16 protein-coding genes are annotated in these 19,368 nt (G+C 36.9%); 13 read left to right on the top strand and 3 right to left on the bottom strand.

Annotation, left to right across the window (positions count from 1 at the left end; all coding sequences use genetic code 11):
• Window positions 1-121 precede the first annotated feature (121 nt).
• The 8 genes from DCS95_RS12220 (at window position 122) to DCS95_RS12185 (ending at window position 11,267) form a co-directional block, all read left to right on the top strand.
• Complete coding sequence (locus tag DCS95_RS12220) at window positions 122-2,032, top strand: ABC-F family ATP-binding cassette domain-containing protein (protein WP_116771083.1); 1,911 nt, start codon at window positions 122-124, stop codon at window positions 2,030-2,032.
• A gap of 161 nt (window positions 2,033-2,193) precedes the next feature.
• Window positions 2,194-3,069, top strand: coding sequence for a leucine-rich repeat domain-containing protein (locus DCS95_RS12215; RefSeq protein WP_116771082.1), 876 nt, complete (start codon window positions 2,194-2,196; stop codon window positions 3,067-3,069).
• Between the two features lie 211 nt (window positions 3,070-3,280).
• The gene (locus tag DCS95_RS12210; RefSeq protein ID WP_116771081.1) at window positions 3,281-4,165 is read left to right on the top strand and encodes a leucine-rich repeat domain-containing protein; all 885 of its coding nucleotides are present in this window, start codon (window positions 3,281-3,283) and stop codon (window positions 4,163-4,165) included.
• A gap of 429 nt (window positions 4,166-4,594) precedes the next feature.
• The gene (locus tag DCS95_RS12205) at window positions 4,595-5,725 is read left to right on the top strand and encodes an efflux RND transporter periplasmic adaptor subunit (protein WP_116771080.1); all 1,131 of its coding nucleotides are present in this window, start codon (window positions 4,595-4,597) and stop codon (window positions 5,723-5,725) included.
• Window positions 5,725-8,985, top strand: a complete 3,261-nt coding sequence (locus DCS95_RS12200; protein ID WP_116771079.1) for an efflux RND transporter permease subunit — start codon at window positions 5,725-5,727, stop codon at window positions 8,983-8,985. Before DCS95_RS12205 ends, DCS95_RS12200 begins: the two co-directional genes overlap by 1 nt.
• Window positions 8,985-10,349, top strand: coding sequence for a TolC family protein (locus tag DCS95_RS12195; RefSeq protein ID WP_116771078.1), 1,365 nt, complete (start codon window positions 8,985-8,987; stop codon window positions 10,347-10,349). Before DCS95_RS12200 ends, DCS95_RS12195 begins: the two co-directional genes overlap by 1 nt.
• A gap of 57 nt (window positions 10,350-10,406) precedes the next feature.
• Window positions 10,407-11,075, top strand: a complete 669-nt coding sequence (locus tag DCS95_RS12190; RefSeq protein WP_116771077.1) for a hypothetical protein — start codon at window positions 10,407-10,409, stop codon at window positions 11,073-11,075.
• A 9-nt stretch (window positions 11,076-11,084) separates the two neighbouring features.
• Window positions 11,085-11,267 carry a CPXCG motif-containing cysteine-rich protein gene (locus tag DCS95_RS12185; protein WP_116771076.1) on the top strand — a complete coding sequence of 61 codons (183 nt, stop codon included), beginning with the start codon at window positions 11,085-11,087 and terminating at the stop codon, window positions 11,265-11,267.
• Here DCS95_RS12185 and DCS95_RS12180 read toward each other — a convergent pair whose 3' ends face one another.
• Complete coding sequence (locus DCS95_RS12180) at window positions 11,268-11,945, bottom strand: head GIN domain-containing protein (protein WP_164674189.1); 678 nt, start codon at window positions 11,943-11,945, stop codon at window positions 11,268-11,270.
• A 233-nt stretch (window positions 11,946-12,178) separates the two neighbouring features.
• On the opposite strand from DCS95_RS12180, the gene DCS95_RS12175 reads away from it, so the two are divergent.
• The 4 genes from DCS95_RS12175 (at window position 12,179) to DCS95_RS12160 (ending at window position 17,036) form a co-directional block, all read left to right on the top strand.
• Window positions 12,179-14,494 (top strand): glycoside hydrolase family 113, encoded by a 2,316-nt coding sequence (locus DCS95_RS12175; RefSeq protein ID WP_116771074.1) that lies wholly within the window; start codon window positions 12,179-12,181, stop codon window positions 14,492-14,494.
• Between the two features lie 242 nt (window positions 14,495-14,736).
• The gene (locus tag DCS95_RS12170) at window positions 14,737-15,120 is read left to right on the top strand and encodes a hypothetical protein (protein WP_116771073.1); all 384 of its coding nucleotides are present in this window, start codon (window positions 14,737-14,739) and stop codon (window positions 15,118-15,120) included.
• A gap of 123 nt (window positions 15,121-15,243) precedes the next feature.
• Complete coding sequence (locus DCS95_RS12165) at window positions 15,244-16,278, top strand: sensor histidine kinase (RefSeq protein WP_116771072.1); 1,035 nt, start codon at window positions 15,244-15,246, stop codon at window positions 16,276-16,278.
• Complete coding sequence (locus DCS95_RS12160; protein WP_116771071.1) at window positions 16,275-17,036, top strand: LytR/AlgR family response regulator transcription factor; 762 nt, start codon at window positions 16,275-16,277, stop codon at window positions 17,034-17,036. Before DCS95_RS12165 ends, DCS95_RS12160 begins: the two co-directional genes overlap by 4 nt.
• Before the next feature lie 9 nt (window positions 17,037-17,045).
• On the opposite strand, the gene DCS95_RS12155 is transcribed toward DCS95_RS12160, so the two are convergent.
• The gene (locus DCS95_RS12155; RefSeq protein ID WP_164674188.1) at window positions 17,046-17,567 is read right to left on the bottom strand and encodes a hypothetical protein; all 522 of its coding nucleotides are present in this window, start codon (window positions 17,565-17,567) and stop codon (window positions 17,046-17,048) included.
• A 93-nt stretch (window positions 17,568-17,660) separates the two neighbouring features.
• Between DCS95_RS12155 and DCS95_RS12150 the strand changes: the two genes are divergently transcribed.
• Window positions 17,661-17,882, top strand: coding sequence for a hypothetical protein (locus DCS95_RS12150; protein ID WP_116771069.1), 222 nt, complete (start codon window positions 17,661-17,663; stop codon window positions 17,880-17,882).
• Window positions 17,883-18,034: 152 nt separating this feature from the next.
• Here DCS95_RS12150 and DCS95_RS12145 read toward each other — a convergent pair whose 3' ends face one another.
• Window positions 18,035-19,273, bottom strand: a complete 1,239-nt coding sequence (locus DCS95_RS12145; protein WP_116771068.1) for a DUF2130 domain-containing protein — start codon at window positions 19,271-19,273, stop codon at window positions 18,035-18,037.
• Window positions 19,274-19,368 lie beyond the last annotated feature (95 nt).

The following is a 19,368-nucleotide window of genomic DNA, read 5'->3' as shown; positions in this document are numbered from 1 at the left end:
CTAAGGTACGATTTTAAGGCATTTTTCTTGTCTTATATCTATATCAAGAAAAGATAATTAAGTACAAAAGGTATGGGTATATGTTATACACACCTTAGGTCAACAAGAAGAATAAGAATTTATGTTAAACGTTCACAACCTATCTGTCTCTTTTGGAGGAGAATATCTATTTGAAGAAATTTCATTTCGTTTAAATGCGGGTAATCGAGTAGGACTAGTAGGTAAAAACGGAGCTGGTAAGTCAACCTTATTAAAACTGCTCAATAAAGATATGGCTTTGGATACCGGTGTCATTGCGGTTGAAAAAGACATTAAAATTGGCTTTTTAAGGCAGGATATAGATTTTGTTCAAGGTAGGTCGGTTTTAGAAGAGGCTTATCAGGCTTTTGAAGAGATCAAGGCTTTAGAATTAAAGTTAGATGAAATCAATCATCAACTTGCAGAACGAACGGACTACGAATCTGAATCATACAATCAATTAATAGTAGATTTAAGTGATATCACCCAACATTATGAAATTTTGGGCGGTTATAATTACCAAGGTGAAACAGAGAAAATACTTCAAGGTTTAGGTTTTAAAAGAGAAGATTTCGATAAAAAGACCGAAACATTCTCCGGTGGCTGGCGAATGCGAATAGAACTGGCAAAACTTTTACTACAAAGTAATGATGTACTGCTTCTCGATGAGCCTACTAACCACTTGGATATTGAATCCATTATTTGGTTTGAACAGTTTTTGAACAATTATACCGGTGCAGTGGTAATTGTTTCTCACGATAGAATGTTCTTGGATAACGTTACCAATAGAACCATAGAAATTTCTTTAGGTCGTATATACGATTATAATAAGCCATATACCGAGTACTTGGTTTTAAGAAACGAAATCAAGCAACAACAAATTAACGCTCAAAAAAATCAAGAGAAAGAAATTCAACAGGCAGAACGATTAATAGAAAAGTTTAGAGCTAAATCTACCAAAGCTTCAATGGCGCAATCATTGATAAAAAAGCTCGATAAAATTGAGCGCATTGAGGTAGATGAAGATGACAATAGTGTTATGAGCTTGCGTTTTCCTATTTCCGTTACGCCAGGTAAAGTTGTTGTAGAAATAGAGGAGCTTTCCAAATCTTACGGTAGTAAATTGGTGTTGAACGATATTAATCTACTTATAGAGCGTAATAGCAAAACCGCCTTTGTAGGTCAGAACGGACAAGGTAAATCTACTTTGGCAAAGATTATAGTTGGCGAACTAGAACATGAAGGTCACCTAAAGCTGGGGCACAATGTTCAAATAGGATATTTTGCTCAGAACCAAGCAGAATATTTAGATGGTAACAAAACCATACTAGATACTATGATTGATGCGGCAAATGAAAAGAACAGAAGCAAGGTAAGAGATATTTTAGGATCGTTTTTATTTAGGGGCGATGAAGTGGATAAATACGTAAAAGTACTATCTGGTGGTGAACGTAACCGTTTGGCTTTAGCTAAAATGCTTTTACAGCCCTTCAATGTGCTTGTAATGGATGAGCCTACCAACCACTTGGATATTAAATCTAAGAACGTATTAAAGCAGGCTTGTTTAAATTTTGAAGGAACCCTAATATTGGTTTCTCATGATAGAGATTTTTTACAAGGACTTACCAATAAGGTCTATGAATTTAAAGATCAAAAAATTAGAGAATATTTGGGCGATGTTGATTTCTATTTAGAGCAAAGAAAAGTAGAAGATTTTAGGTCTATTGAAAAAAAACAAACAGTAATTGCAGAGAAGGAAAAACCAAAAGCATCCACATCTTTTCAGGATCAGAAAAAAATTAAGAGTCTTAAAAATCAATTGAGTTCGGTAGAAAGTAAGATCGGTACTTTAGAAAAAGAAATTAAGGAAATTGATCATAACCTGCTTGTAGATTATGATGCCACTATTGCGGAACCTAATTTCTTTGATGGTTACCAAGCCAAAAAGAAGAAATTGGAGACGTTAATGCAAAAGTGGGAAACCTTAACCATTGATATTGAGGAGTTAACGTAAATCGTAATTTTCTTACCACAGATTTCAGGGGTTTCACAACATATTTTGGTAGTTTCACAACAAAGCAGGGTAAATCAACGATAAACTTTCAGTTTTCAACGTTATTAGTTCAAATTTGTAGGATAATTCTTAGTTGAATACGAATACCAAACCACCATCATATGAAAAAACTATACTATTTAAGTTTCAGCTTGTTGTTTCTAACAACCGTTTGTTTTGCAGAAGTTTCTAAAAAAGAGAAAAAAGCATTAATTGACCTTTATGAAACTACCAATGGTATGCATTGGGTAAAGAAGTGGGATTTAAAAGCTCCGGTTTCTTCATGGCATGGCGTTAAGGTTGAAGATGATAAGGTAGTTGAAATCAACTTGTTCCATAATAATTTAATGGGGTCGCTATCCTCAGAGATTGGTGATTTGGAGAATTTAAGAGTTTTAAACCTTGCTTTTAATTCATTGACAGGTAAGTTACCGGTAGAAATAGAAAATCTCTCCAATTTAAAAGTATTGAAATTAGAAATGAACAGGCTAAATGGTGAGCTGCCAGAAGGTATTGGTAGTTTGTTACAATTAGAGGAGCTTTCTGCATTCAATAATTTTTTTACAGGTGAAATTCCTGCTTCGGTAGGTAATTTAAAAGGTTTAAAGGTGTTGAACCTTTCTAGTAATGAGTTGCACGGCGATATTCCTAGTTCATTAGGTGCGTTGTCTCAATTAGAGACCCTTGGTCTTTTTGAAAATAGACTAGAAGGTACTATTCCAAGAGATATGGGTAACCTTAGTAAGTTGAAAGAATTGGTATTGGCAAATAATAGGCTTATTGGTGATATTCCGAATGAATTTTCACAATTGGCGAGTTTAGAGGTTTTTCAAATACAGAATAACAATTTCAGTTCATTTAAAGCTTTAGAACTTTTGGAAACTAAAGAGTACTTGGTTTTTGATTATGATAAGGAAGATGAGAAAATTGAATTTAAGGATATTAACTTCAGTAGAACCAGAATGGCAGATACGAAGTTTGAAGATATAGAAGAGTAAGAGTAGTTTACACTTTTAGTTAGTTTGGTGAAAAAAAGAGATGTTGAACAGCATCTCTTTTTTATTTTTCTACAATTTAAAATACCAAACTATCATAAATGTAATTTTCGCACGTTATAATAAAAGTACTTTTTACACCAAAGTATTCTAAATGATGTTTTTAGGTGTTAATTGTACGAATTGAAATCCCCCAAAATCTAATTTTTTCAGTATGAAAAATAATATCAAACAAACCTGCTTATTTATTCTTCTGGCTTGTAGTGTTTTGGTGCAAGCCCAAATACCGGCAAGTGAGAAACAGTATTTAATAGAATTCAACCAAAGTACCGTTGGTGAGCAATGGCAACAAAAATGGGATCTTAAAGCCGATCCATCTAGTTGGCATGGTGTTGAGGTAGTAGATGGTCATGTGGTTGGTTTAAAATTGTATCGTAATAATCTAACGGGAGCAATCCCAGACGGTATATCTGCCCTTACTCATTTAAAATCGTTGAACCTTGCTTTCAATGTTCTAGAAGGTAATTTGCCTAAGGACCTTTTCAGCTTAGAAAATTTGATATCATTACGTTTAGAAATGAATAAGATCTCGGGTACATTACCGCAAGAGTATTCAAAAATGAAACAATTGGAAGAGCTTTCTATGTTCAACAACTTGTTTCAAGGTGAAATTCCAGAAGGCATTGGTGAAATTCCTAATCTTAAAACGTTGAACCTATCCAGTAATTACCTAGAGGGTAATCTACCTAGGTCGTTAGAAAAACTTCAAAAATTAGAGCGTTTAGAGTTGTTTGGCAATAAGCTTGCAGGAGAAATAGAGGTTGATTTAGGTCGCTTGGTGAACTTGAGAGAATTAATTCTTTCTTATAATCAGTTTGAGGGAGATATGCCTAGTGGTATGGCAACCTTAAGTAATCTAGAATTTGTTCAATTACAGGGAAATGATTTTAGGTCGCTTAATTCGTTGTTACGAATGCAAAGCACTAAACTAGCCGTTTTTGATAGTGATGACGAATTTTTAAATATGAAATTTGGTACAGGAGAAGCAAATAGAACACGTATTGTGGATACCAAATACGAAGATGTAAAACGAAATTAAATCAGTGTAGAATATATGGTAAAAGGGATGCGAAAGCATCCCTTTTTTATTTTATAGCGAACGTAAAAGTCATATTTTTTTATGATTACTTTAACCATAAAGGCTTTCAATGCCAGATGTGTTTTTTTGTAGTTTCGCCAAAGATTAATTGATTTCCAAAAGTTTCTAGTTAAAGTCTGTTTAAAAATGCAGCTTGTTTTAACAATATTTTGATTGTTGTCTTAGACGGTAATAGTTTTTTAAACGTTGATGTTAAATGCTCTTTAGGGAAATGGTGATGAAAAGATTACGGTGCTCAAAGCTGAGAATGTTTCAAAGTCGTTTCAGGTTTGAATTTGGTCGTTTCATTTAATCGTCAGAATGATAAAGGATATTTAAAAGTACTTTTGATCCTGTGTTTTTTGAAATACGCTTATAAATTATAATAAAATGCGAAAAATTATTTTTACCGTACTAGGTATTTTACTAATTGTAGTATCCATTTTTCTTGCGGGTTATATTATTGATAGTAAAAAAACATTCAAGCCTAAATCTGAGAAGGTAGTAAAAACTGTTTTTACCGAGGTGGTTGAAAATGGTACGGTGCCCATTGTAGTATCTGCAAATGGTAATTTAACTGCCAAACAGCGTGTAGAGTTGTTTGCAGAGGTTCAAGGTGTTTTCAAAAAAGGTAGTAAATTATTTAAGGAAGGTCAAACTTTTAGAAGGGGGGAGACCATCATTAATATAGACGCAGATGAATATGCAGCAAGCGTACAGTCTGCCAAAAGTAATCTCTTTAATCAATTAACGGCGGTAATGCCAGATTTGCGTTTAGACTACCCGGATATTTATCCAAAATGGCAAGAGTACCTAGCAAATTTTGATATGTCAAAAAGTACTCCGGCTTTGCCGCAAATGGGTTCGGAGAAAGAAAAGTTCTTTATCTCGGGCAGAGGTATTTTAACGAGCTATTACAATGTTAAGAATTTAGAGCAGAGGCTTGCCAAATACAGAATTACGGCACCATTTTCTGGGGTACTTACCGAGACTTTGGTAACAGAAGGTACTTTGGTAAGATCAGGTCAAAAATTAGGGGAGTTTATTAACCCAGAGGTTTATGAACTTGAAGTGGCCATAAGTAAACGGTATACAGATTTATTGAAAGTGGGGGAATCTGTAGAGTTGACCAATCTAGATGATAATAGTACGTATAAAGGAAAGGTTACCAGAATTAACGGTAGTATTGACCAATTGACCCAAACCGTTAATGCCTACATAGAGGTAGAGGACGGGAATTTAAGGGAAGGCATGTATTTAGAGGCAGATTTAGATGCTAAGAAAGAAGAAAACGCTATTGAGGTAGACAGAGGACTTTTATTGGAAGGCAATAAGATTTTTGTTGTAAGAGATTCTGTACTTGATGTTATAGATGTAGAACCTGTTTATTTTTCAGATAAACGTGTAGTGCTTAAAAAAGTACCTGATGGCGTAACGATCGTGTCCAAACCTATAAGCGGTGCATATACCGGTATGTCAGTGAAAATTTATGGTGAACAACCAGAAAATACAAAAGGATAATGCGTAAACTTATTGAATATTTTATTCGGTATCACGTTGCCGTTAATGTCGTAGTAATTTCCTTTGCCCTTTTTGGTATTGTTGGCGCAAAGGCTTTGAAATCTTCTTTTTTCCCACTTACCGATTCTAAGAATATTTCCATCACTATTACCTATCCAGGAGCTTCACCACAAGAGGTAGAAGAGGGTATCGTCTTAAAGATAGAAGACAACCTAAAAGGCTTGGAGGGCGTGGATCGTGTAACTTCCACTTCAAGGGAGAATAGTGGTACGATCAATGTAGAAATCGAGAAGGGAGAGAACATTGATTTCATGCTTTTAGAGGTCAAGAATGCGGTAGATAGGGTGCCAACTTTCCCAACGGGCATGGAACCTTTAATTGTTGCAAAGTTAGAGACCGTTCGTCAAACCATAGCATTTGCCATTAGCGGTGAAAATATTCCGTTGGCAACATTAAAAAGCGTGGGTAGGGAGATCGAAAATGATCTACGTGCCATGGATGGTATTTCTCAAATAGAACTTTCTGGCTTCCCAGATGAAGAAATTGAAATTGCTGTAAACGAGAATGACCTGTTGGCCTATGGTTTATCATTTACAGAAGTAGCGAATGCAGTTGGTAATGCCAATATACTAGTTACCGGTGGTAATATTAAGACTGATGCCGAAGAGTATTTAATTCGTGCAAATAACCGGTCTTATTATGGTAGTGAACTAAATAACCTTGTGGTTAGGGCAGATCAATCTGGTAACGTAATACGTTTAAAAGACGTTGCTGAGGTAAGAGATCGTTTTGCCGAAACACCAAATGCAAGTTATTTTAACGGTAACCTTTCTGTTAGTACTACAATTACAAGTACAAATAATGAAGATCTTATTTTAGCTGCGGATCAGGTGAATGAATATGTTGATGATTTTAATGAAAAGTACAACAATATAAAGTTAGATGTTGTTTCCGACCAATCTATCACGCTAAATCAAAGAACACAGTTGCTAACCGAAAATGCCATAATGGGTATGGTATTGGTATTAATATTCCTATCTCTTTTCTTGAATACAAGATTGGCGTTCTGGGTGGCCTTTGGGTTGCCAGTAGCATTTTTAGGAATGTTTGTTTTTGCGGGATTCTTTGATGTTACCATTAATGTACTGTCGTTATTTGGTATGATTATCGTAATTGGTATTCTGGTAGATGATGGTATTGTAATTGCAGAGAACATCTATCAGCATTATGAAAAGGGTAAATCTCCTGTTCAAGCAGCTGTAGACGGTACTATGGAGGTATTGCCTCCAATTATTTCCGCTATTATAACCACTATTTTGGCATTCTCTATTTTCTTGTTTTTAGATAGTAGAATTGGGGAATTCTTTGGTGAAGTATCCGTAATCGTTATTTTAACATTGGTGGTGTCATTGGTAGAGGCATTGGTCATATTACCAGCTCACTTGGCACATTCAAAAGCATTACAGCCTATTGATACCAAGCCAAAAAGCGGATTCGCAAATGCATTTGCCAAACTTAGGGTAATCAATGAGTTTGGAGATAGATTAATGGTATGGATGCGTGATAATCTTTATACTCCCGTATTGAGATTTTCAATGAATCATAAAATATTTATGTTCGCCGTTTTCGCTTCGGCATTCATATTAACGTTAGGTTCTGTTGGTGGTGGTATTATTAGAACGGCTTTCTTTCCAAGAATTGCCAGTGACCGTGTGGGTATAGAGCTAGAAATGCCAAACGGAACCAATGAGAAAATAACAGATTCTATTATTTCATTTATAGAGGAGAAAGCAATCATAGTAAATCAAGAACTGTCCGATAAATATTTTCCTGAAGGCGATAAAATGGTTTTTGAAAATATGATCAGAAGATTGGGACCAGGTTCTTCATCTGCGGTATTGACCATTAACCTATTACCAGGCGAAGAAAGACCTAATGAGATTTCTGCGGATATGGTTACCCGTAGATTGGAAGAATTGGTGGGACCGGTTTTAGGCGTAGAAAGTTTGATCTATGGTTCTGGTGGTAATTTTGGAGGATCGCCTGTATCGGTATCCTTATTAGGGAATAATATAGAGCAATTAAAGGCTGCAAAGGTTGAGCTTAAAGAAATTCTTACTAAAAACCCAAGATTAAAGGATATTGCCGATAATGATCCTGCCGGTATTAAAGAAATCAGATTGACCTTAAAGGAAAATGCCTATTTACTTGGCTTGGATCTTCAAGCTTTAATGACCCAGGTTCGTGCCGGTTTCTTTGGTGTACAGGCACAACGTTTTCAAAGGTCACAAGATGAGATTAGGGTTTGGGTGCGCTATGATAGAGAAGAGCGTTCTTCAATTTCCAATTTAGATGATATGAGAATTGTAACTCCATCTGGTGAGCGTGTGCCATTAAGCGAGGTTGCAGATTATACTATTGTTCGTGGAGATGTAGCCATCAACCGTTTAGAAGGAAGGCGAGAAATTCAGGTATCCGCAGATATGAAAGATGTAAAGGATAGTCCTACGGAAATCATGACAGAGATTCAGAACGTACACATGCCGGAAATACAATCTAAATATCCAACGGTAAGTGCTTCTTATGAAGGGCAAAATAGAGAATTGGAGAAGTTGACAGGGTCTTTAAAACTGGTTGGATTTACGGTAATCCTTTTAATATACATCACAATTGCATTTACGTTTAGAAGTTTCAGTCAGCCGTTAATGTTATTGTTATTGGTGCCATTTAGCTTTACCGCAGTTGCTTGGGGTCACTGGATTCATGATTTTCCTATAAACGTACTTTCTATATTGGGTATCATTGCATTGATCGGTATTATGGTAAATGATGGTTTGGTACTCATAGGTAAGTTCAATTCTAATTTAAGGGAAGGTATGTCTTTTGACAACGCCATTTTTGAAGCCGGTAAATCAAGATTTAGGGCAATTTTCTTAACATCGGTAACCACGATCGCCGGTTTAGCTCCATTAATGTTAGAGACCAGTAGACAGGCGCAATTCTTAAAGCCAATGGCAATTTCCATTGCTTATGGTATTGGTATAGCTACGGTACTTACTTTATTGATGCTGCCGTTGTTCTTATCCTTCAGTAATAATTTAAAAGCTCAGAATTTATCATTCGCTTCCGGACATAAGATTACAAAAGAAGAAGTAGAAAGAGCCATTAAGGAAAAGAAAGAAGCCTCACATTTAGAAGGCCATTCACACGATATCATTGAAAATGGTTCAGAAACACATAAGAATCTAGATAAGTTATAATGAGTAAAGTAAGATTCATCACAATATTGGTATTTCTACCGCTATATACTATTCTGGCACAAGAGACCACGCTTTCTAAAGAAGAAGCGGTAGCCAAGGCATTGGAAAATAATTTTGGAATAGAGATCGCAAAAGGTCAGGTAGAGATTGCAGAAAATAATGCTAGTGTCCTAAACTCAGGTTATCTTCCAACATTAACGGGTACTGCCGCTGCCACATATAACAATAACAATACTACGACCGAGTTTCCTGGGCAGGTTAATGATGACGGTAGTCCAAGGGATGATATTTCTATTGATGGCGCAGAGAGTCAACGTTATAGTTCAGGTTTAAGTCTTAATTATACCTTGTTCGATGGTTTGGGAAGGTATTATAATTACAAAAGACTAAAAGAGCAATATCAGCTAAGCAGCTTACAGGCGCGTGAGACAATTGAGAATACCATGATCCAGATGTTTACGGTATATTTTGAAATTGCCCGTTTAACGGAAAATAGAAATGTACAGAAGCAAGCCTTGGAAATTTCAAGGGATAGGATTACCAGATCAGAATATTCATTTGAGTATGGGCAGAATACCAAGTTGGATATTTTGAACGCACAGGTAGATATGACCAATGATAGTATTGCTTTATTGAATACCGAGCAGCAACTTGCCAATGCAAAGCGAGATTTAAATGTGGTACTGAATCAGGATTTAAGTGCGGAGTATATGGTAGATACCACGGTAATATTTATACCTAAGTTTCAAATTGTGGAATATATGGATCAGGCCATAGCCAATAACGTGGCGGTTCTGCAGACAGAGACCAATCTAAATATTAATGCTTACGATATTAAAGTGAACAAATCTGGTTACCTGCCTACTATTGGGTTAACAGGTTCTTATGGATGGAACAGGAACCAGAATGCACCCTCTGCTTTCTTGACGGGTGCCGTTTTTCCCGGTACCAATTCCAATTCTGGCAACTACGCGCTAGGAGCTAGTTTAACGTGGAATTTGTTTGATGGCGGTAGTACAACGGTAAGTGTAAAAAATGCCAAAATTGCGTATGCCAATCAAGAATTGTTAAGAAAACAGGTAGAACTGGAAGTAAATAGAGATATGCAGAATGCCTTGGCATTGTATGAGAATTTGCTGAAAATATATCGTATTCAGGAACAGAACGTATTTACCAACCAGAATAATTTTGAACGCTCAAGAGAGCAGTTTCAATTGGGTAGTATTACATCAATAGAATTTAGACAGGCGCAGATCAATTTACTGAACGCGCAGACCAATAAGAATTTGGCAAAGTATGATGCTAAGTTGGCAGAGCTACAATTATTGCAGCTTACCGGTCAATTATTGAATGTGGAATTATAAGCAGTAGACCTTTAAGTTTTTAATCTCGGTTATCGAGTAAATTAATTACAAAAGAACATGTATAGCAATAGAACAAATAGCGAGCTCATAGCAATAATGAACCAACATTCATTGCTCACGTTTGAAGCACAATTAAGTTTACAAGATGAGTTGCAAAAACGTGCTGTTGTTGTAGATATGAGCGATTTAAATGCGACCATTGCCAACAAAAGGGCGCAGATTCAGAATTTGGAATACTTAAAGGATTTTGGGTTTCAAGCCAATAGAACGGAAGACGGACTAACCGTCACCAGAACTAACAAGGCTTTGTTTACTGATATTTTAGCGGTAATAGTAGGTCTATTGGTATTCTTGTTGGGTATTTACGGTTGCATTAATTTGGTTTATACGTTTATAAACGGTGATGAGCTAGATGTGTTTACCTTGGCATATAAATTTGCCATGGCCGGTTTACTTTTTATAGGCTTTAGCTTTTTTAGTGGATTACAACGCCTATTCGACTTTTACGGCTTTGAGTTGAGAAAATCGAATAGCTCCGTTACTTTAAAAAAACGATTTGATGTAAAATTGGAAGAGATCAACATTGATCCGGCAGATGTACATTTAGAGGAAGACGAAGATGTCTTGGCTTTAAAGCTGGGGCGTGAGACCATTTTCACTTCCAATAGCGGAAACTTGATACAAACATTTACATTACAAGATTTGGCAAAAGAACTGAAAGCTTAATGTATAGCTATGTTCGAGCATTACTTTCAATGTCCGTATTGTTGGGAAGAAGTATCCATGCTTCTTGATCCATCTATTTCACAACAAACTTATGTAGAAGACTGCGAGGTGTGTTGCAACCCTATTGAAGTTACACCACAATTTCAAGATAATGAGCTTATAGCCTTTGATGTTCAGAGTATAGAACAGTAGTTATTCCACAATGGCAATTTTACCACCAAAAGTATCGTCTTTATCAACAGATGTGGGGTTTCCGTAAATGGTAATGGCTCCACCGGCTTTTACCTTGGCAATGACCGCTTCACTGGCATAAACTTCGGCGCTGCCTCCCGAAAGTACAATCACAGTGCTGCTTTTTGTTTTTAATCCTTGGTTCAAAAGTTTTCCACCGGTATTGATCATTACCTCTTGGTGACTACTGGTACCGGACAGTTTTATTTCACTTCCACTAGTGCTTTTGGCGGACACGTTATTATAGGCAATGTTTAAGGTAATGGTACTGGCATCTTGTGCTTCAATGGCTAAATCGGTACCTATTACCAGTCCCGTAGAAATAATCCTAGAATTTTTGTTGGCATCAATAATGGATAACGCCTCGGTATAGTACAACTTTAAACTTAGAATGGTATTCAATACAGATTCCCCTGAACACATTTTTAAGCGTAATCGCCCGTCGTTTTCGGTAATGCTAAGGTCCTTTTTATCGCTAGCAGGTATTTCGATCTTATTCTCATCACCTTTTACAAGGGTAACACTAATTCTATCATATACCTGTAATTCGGTAAAGTCTTCTAAAGGTATGGTTGCATTGTTTTGGGCGGCCAATAGGTAAGTGCAAAAAACAAAGGTTGAGAATAGTACTGATTTCATGAAGCGTTGGCTATTTAGTACAAAGTTAAGGTAGAAATAGCTTATTACCACAACAGCTATGGTTTGCAACTCTATTTGCGTAAGTATCAGGTTGGGCTTCATAGTATTGATAGTACGGTCAATTACAGGTTTGGGTATACCAATGTCCTTTTTTTAAGTTAAATAATGCCTTGTTCGGCATTAGGTTTTGCAGTTTTGCTATCTTATACTGTCGTTTAATTCTCATTAGGTCCATGAACAGGAAATATCTATTGGTAGTCTTATTTGTTATTGTCGGTATCGTCGGCTTTGCCGGAGTGCAGTATTTACCAACAGCTGAAAATGAGGGTATTTCGATAGGTCTGGATTCTGTTTCCTCCAGAAGGGATTTACGCAGAACTTTTTTTGATAAAAGAGAGATTTTGGTGGTTTATGGAGCAAAAGACCCAACATTACAGCAGCAGTATAAAGATTTACTTCACGAACTTTCTAAAAAAGAGATCACACGTTCACGGCGCAGTGTTAAAGTAAGCTATAAGGCTGTTGATGAGGTTGATGATAGTAGTTTTAAAAATTCAATTGTCTTTTTGGTAGGTACGGTAAATGAGAATCCGTTCATTAAAAAATATATGGGCAGTACACCGTTTCAGGTGTCGGAAACGAATATTACCATTGGTGCTAAAGAAGTACCTAATAACAATTCCATTCTTGGCGTGTGTTTTTATCCGAGTCCCGTAGATCCAAAAATTCCCTTTGCCTTTTTAACGGGTACCAATGCCAATGAAGTTTTTGAGTTATTTGCAGAAAAGGTGGCAGAAAAAGGACAGTCGTTCTACCGTCAGAATTTGGAATATGAGGTTTATGAGCAAAAGGAAAGATTGGTCATGGGCGATTTTAATGCTCAATGGGGGATCGAGGGTTCCACGTTCTTCAATTTCGCCACAGGTACGGAAATAGTATTGGATACCGATGAGTATAAGTTTATTAACCACCAACAAGCTCTAGATGCTGCAATGGTGGACAAAAAGGTAGCGGAGGTAAAGGCGGCCAAGGCTAAGGTTGTCGGTTTTGTTGGTAGAAACAATGTGCCGAAAATCACCTATAATTTCTACACCTGTACAGAAGAAAAAGGTCTAATGACGGGCAATACCGACCACTCTACTTTTGATGTGGCAACCAACTCGGTTCACACCATTATTAATAATATATATGCGAATAATTATATTGGTAGAGACAATGCTTTAATGCTGTACAACCTTATAGGGGAAAGTAATAAAACCATTTTTAATGTGGGGCTACCTATTTATTTTACCGATACTTGGCAGATGAAGGGCTATAAATATTGGGCGGCAAGATTGGTGGAGTCTGAAAACACGTATACGGTGGCAGAGTTGCTGAACAACACATTTTTGGAGATGGAATCGTCATTGATCAGGGATTGTATGGCGGGTGCGTTCGCAGATTTTCTAATTAATACGTGGGGCAAAAACAGGTACTTGCAACAGTATAAGAATGTATCGCTTTCTAGCGGAGAGATAAAAAGCCTTGATCTTAAATGGCAGCAGTATTTAAAATCCTTACCAAAAGCACATCCGAAGGAAAAAATGGAGACCAAGAAACTACCTTACCTAAAAGGCTTCAATTTTGCCCATGAAGGTTATAGTATTTACAATGGTTATGGTTCGCAAAAAGCTACCGAAGCATTATTGAAGCAAAAGAATATGGGCAGTAATGCTATGGCCATAGTACCGTATACGGGCATCAATGACATCAACACCCCTACGCCTTTACATTTTAGTGATAATGCTGGTAGTGAAAATGATGACGCCGTGGTACATGCTGTTTCAATGGCAAGTGATATGGGCATGTATACCTTATTGAAACCTCAAATTTATGTTGGTGGTAGTTGGCCTGGCGGTATAGATATGCCAACGGATGCACAATGGGATAAATTCCACGATTATTATTATCGGTGGATTCGACACTACGCATTTTTGGCAGAAATTCATGAGATGGATGCGCTCTGTATTGGTGTGGAGTTCACCAAGGCAACATTGGCCCAGCCAGAAGCTTGGCGTGAGATGATTAAAAAAACAAGGGCGCTGTATTCGGGGCAACTAACGTATGCAGCCAATTGGGGTGCCGAATTTGAAAATATTACGTTTTGGGACGATTTGGATTTTATAGGACTTAACTCTTATTATCCTTTGAGTAAAAAGGATAACCCTACCAATGAGGAGATGAGTTTACAATTCGATACGGTAAAAACCAAAATTAAAAAAGTATACGACCATTTTAAGAAGCCTATAGTTTTTACTGAAATAGGGTTTAGAAGTATTGATACCCCTTGGAAGAACCCGCACGCTGAGGCAGATGATACCATAAACGAAGAGGCACAGCAAAGGGCATACGAAGTTATTTTTAAAGGTATTGAGAACGAACCATGGTGCCAAGGCATTCTATGGTGGAAATTTCCCAGCTACATAGAATACCGTGGTGAACATAATAATGCCTTCACCCCAAATAACAAATTAGCCGAAGAAACGGTACGAGATTGGTTCACTAAGTAAATATGCATCCGTAAAAACGAATGTTAGTTAATTGTTTGACAGCATCAAAGTAGTAGTGCTCAAATACTATTTTCTTCAAAATTATTCCCGCTACATATCCACCGATAATAATTCATAACTGTCTAAAGCTGTTTTAGATGGCAAATTCGACAGTTGGGTCACTAATATTATCCGAGAGCAGTATTGCTCAATATCTTTGGGGTATAGAAAAACAATTCTAAAAACTTAAAAATTATAAAATCATGAAAAACATTAAAATTTTATCAGCCGTGGTCGTAGTGGCCGTCACCTTTATATCATTTAAAGGAGTACAGAAACAAAAAGAAGCAGAGAAGGCAGAAATCACTGCTATTTTCGAAGATTGTAGTATTGATTTTGAAGCCCAATTAAAAGCTTCTTTAGAAATGGGCAATTTAGACGCCAGTGAAATAGAAGTGGTAGAGATTGAAGAAGAAGTAAACCTAGGTTTTGACACCTTTGAATATTTACCCCTTGATTTTGATCCCTACGCAGGTGCCAATTTATCCGATATAGATTTTGAAATTTTTGAAGAGGAAGAAATAGTGGAATTAGGTTTTGATACAGCGGCATATTTACCTGCCGATTTTGATGCCTATGCACTTTAAGAAGTTAGTGTAGTTTAATTGTAAGTTGGTCTTTACTTAGTAAAGGCCGGCTTTTTTGCGTATTGCAAATTCAAAGTTATTATTACGGTATATTTGAGAAGTACCATTTAGAAAAGAGGTTATATGGCATTGACAAAGGTTAAACAGGGCGAAGTAGTTAAAACGGCCCTACTTATAGGTATTTTGGTATCACTGCCAAAAACAATCTATCTATATAATGGTATTATGGAGGGGAATTTAAACTTCTCTATGTCTTGGGTTACCGATTTTTTATATAGGTACCTATTCTTCTTTTGTTTTTCATGGTCGGTAATTCAGTTGAATGCCAATATAGATTATGATGCATTAAAATGGCCGCCAATAGTAAAGTGGCTATTGATATTGCTCATCAATGCTTTGTCACTTTTTGCCGTGGTGAAAATCATAATAGCGGTTTATCCTTTGGTAAATGGTAGAACGTTGGATTCCCATGAAGAAGGCTGGGTCAATTTTACTTTTATAAATTTGTCCATAGTGCTATTTTTTATTGCCCGTTTACTGCGGGTAAGTACAGATAAGCAAGAAAGTAGAATAGAGAACGAGCAGCTAAAACAACAAAATTTAGAGAATGAGCTTGCGGCCCTTAAAAATCAGATAGACCCACATTTCTTGTTCAATTCCTTAAACTCGTTATCCTCTTTAATACGAGAAAACGAAAAGGCGACACAATTTGTAAATAAGCTTTCGTACATGTACCGCTATATTCTGCAGAGTAGCGAAATCAATTTGGTACCCGTAAAAGACGAAGTAAAATTTTTACGCAGTTATATCTATTTGATGGAAACCCGGTATCGTGATCGCCTACGCATAGAGGTGCATATAGCTGAAGAACTGTTAGACCGTAAAGTGCCACCATTGGCATTGCAGTCATTGGTAGAAAATTCGGTAAAACATAACGAAATATCATCTACCAACCCGTTGACCGTAAAAGTATATTCAGTAGAAAATTCGTTATTCGTAGAAAACCCTATTCGTACACGTACAACCATGGCAGAAGGTATGGGCACGGGGTTGTATAATTTAAAGAAGCGGTATTTACTTTTGCTAAAGAATGAAGTTAAGGTAAGTACCCAAAATGATATATTTAAAGTAGAATTGCCCTTAAACCGCCCGGCATGAAAGTAATTATTGTTGAAGATGAACTTGCTGCAAGTGATAACTTGGCATATTTGCTCACTAAGATCGATCCGAATATTGAGATCGTTAAGTTGTTAGATACCGTTAAGGCCGCCGTAGATTTTTTCAGTAATCCGTACGAAGGTATTTTGGTGTTTATGGATATTCATTTGGCAGACGGTATATCTTTCGAAATTTTTGATCAGGTGACCATCAATATTCCTATTATATTCACTACCGCTTATGATCAATATGCGTTAAAGGCTTTTAAAGTGAATAGTATTGATTATCTGTTGAAGCCTATTGATCAAGAAGAACTGTCTGATGCGTTGCAGCGTTTTAAGACCCAAAACCAAAAGCAAGGTATAGATGAGATGCAAATGCAAAGTCTTTTGCATTTAATACAGACCAAGCCCAACAATTATAAACAGACATTTTTGGTTGGTATGGGTGAACAGTTGATTCCTGTAAAAACTGCCGATATTGCCTATTTCTTTATAGATACGGGCGTGGTAAAAGCAGTTACGGTGCAAGAGCGTTCATATGTATTAGATGCCAAATTAGAGGAAGTGGAAGAGGCTTTGGACCCATCACTTTTCTATAGGGCCAACCGTCAATTTATTTTGCGTAGGGAAGCCATTGTTACCATAAAACTTCATTTCAATAGCAAATTATTGGTAGAGGTGCATCCGCCGTGTAGTGAGCGTATTATAGTGAGCAAGGCAAAGGCGTCGGACTTTAAAAGTTGGGTAGGTAGGTAATAAGGTTTATTAGGGGATGGTGCCGATCTCGTTTAATTTCCATACATCATCTTCATTTTTCACAAAAGAAAAAATATGTTGGGCGCCTTCAAAAAATGCAGTAGGTAGGGTAGTGGTTACCAGTATATGGGCGTATGTAACCCCATTGGTTTCTTCACTGGAAATTATCGTTTCATTTTCCTGAAGGATTTTTACAAATTTAGGATTGAATAGGGTGTCATAATCATTGGCGATAAAACTATCTATAGGAATATAAATAAGGTCTTCATAAATTTTAGAGTACCAGAGCGAATCATTTTCTCGTAACAAGTTCATGTGTTGCACTTCGGATGGCGTATTCTCCAAACAATCATAACAACGAATGGTCTCAGCAGATGCCTCCTTAAAAGCTTCTTTATCCTCAGCCGCTAAATCAGATAAAAGGGATGCCCACATAACAGTAACATCGTCATCTGCTGCTCTCTTTTCTTGCTGGCATGATACGGAAGTGATAGTGAGTAGTAAGGCTACCAGAATGTGAATCAGTTTCATGAGAAGTTTTTTCTGCTTTTTCATCAAAACATGTAACAATTTGCACAAAAATGCTACATATAGGTGTAATTAGTTATCAAAACTGTCCAAAAGATGCAAAAACACATTCAGCCCGGTACAATGAAAATTTTAAAATATTTTATTCTTACCGTTGGTGTTTTAGGTTTAGTAGCAACACTTTTAAATGTGTTTTATTTTAAAGATACATCAAGTAGCAATTTCGGTAGTTTTATTAGCTGTGCATATTTAATATTTATCTCCTTTAGATTTGAAAAGATGATAACATGGCTAAATTCCAAACTAAAAAGAGCTTAGCGCCCAACGCTAAACGCAATGCGTGGCACGCTTAGTGCATAATTTATTAAGGGCTTTGTGCATAGCGCAAAGTGAAATTCATTATTTTACCAACAACCAACAACCAACAACCAACAACCAACAACCAACAACCAACAACCAACAACCAAAAACTAATCGTCTATCTCCGCATCCGGTAAATCAAGGATAGTAGAGGTAGATAGGGAGTTGCCGGCAATACCTTTAATAGAGCCGAAAAGAACGTTTATATTCTCCTGTACGCCCCATATTTGCTTTTCGCGAACCGCAAAATTCTTGTAAGCGGCTTTCTTTTCGTAGTTCAATTGCTTGATCATAGAATCATAGTTTTCAATAATTCTATTAATGTTCTGCACAAACTCGTTACTGGTTAAATAAGAGTACAGCAGTTCCATTTTTTCGCCCTTATTTTCATCCGAAGATTTAATGGATTGTGTTTTTAAGAGTAGCTCACGCAATACGAGCGATACACTTTTTACTTCATTGAATCCGCAGATCCAAACACCGTTTTTCTCACCAAAACGATCCATATCTGGCGGAAAAGTTTCCGTAACGATCACCGCAATATCTGCCTTGCAATTGATCTGGTCTTGTTTAAGTTTATTGATCCAGTCGTTACTGAAATTTTTGGTACGCTTACTCTCGTATACTATAGAACCGCAGGTCTGCTGAAGCGAGTTCACCACAGTCTGTATACAGTCCGCCCCACGAATACCCTTGCCCACTTCCTCAATAGTATCGAAGGGGTAGGTGCTGCGCAACAATTCTTCTAATGCCAGTTCTTGTATTTCGCCCTGCATTTGCATAGAACCTTGCTCAGCTTTACGCTTCATTTCATCAATAAGCTTCTTTTGGTCGTCTAGCTGTTTTTGGTATTCCTTTTCTTTAAGTGCCATGGCTTCGCGCTCTTTCGCCTTGGCTTTTTCTTCAATGACAGATTGTTTCTCCAACAATTCTTTCTGCACGTTCATTTTAAGCTCTTCGGCTTTTTCCTTTAATTCGTTCTCACGCTTTAAAAGGTCGATCTCTTGTGCACGCAGCGCCCTGTTCTCCTCTTTCTTTTTTTCGTTCTCTTGTTGCAGTGCACGTAGCTGTTGCTCAAAAGATTCGTTCGTCTGCTTCTGTATTTTCTCCGACTCTTTAGCAAGGCGTTGTGCCAGTTTCTCTTTAAAAAGTTCGTTCTCTTTTTCTTTCTTCTTTTCGAACTCTTCTACCTCAAGCTCAAGCTTTCTACGTTCTTTATTGAATTTCTCTGCCTGCTCTGCTACTTTACGTTCGTATTCAGCCTTAAAATGAGCCTGCATTTTGCCAGAAAGCGCCTCTTCAACATCAAACTCATGCGCACAATTCGGACATTTAATTTTATCTACCATTTTCAAATATCATTTGTAACTATAAAAATACAGAACCCAAATAAGGCATACAATCTTTAGGCGATAATCCAGGTACAAATACATTGTCTATTTCG

This window comes from Maribacter litoralis, from assembly GCF_003075045.1.
GTDB classification, from domain to species: Bacteria; Bacteroidota; Bacteroidia; order Flavobacteriales; family Flavobacteriaceae; genus Maribacter; species Maribacter litoralis.
The sequence above is the reverse complement of the archived record's forward strand: the minus strand, read 5'-3'. Positions and strand labels throughout refer to the sequence as shown.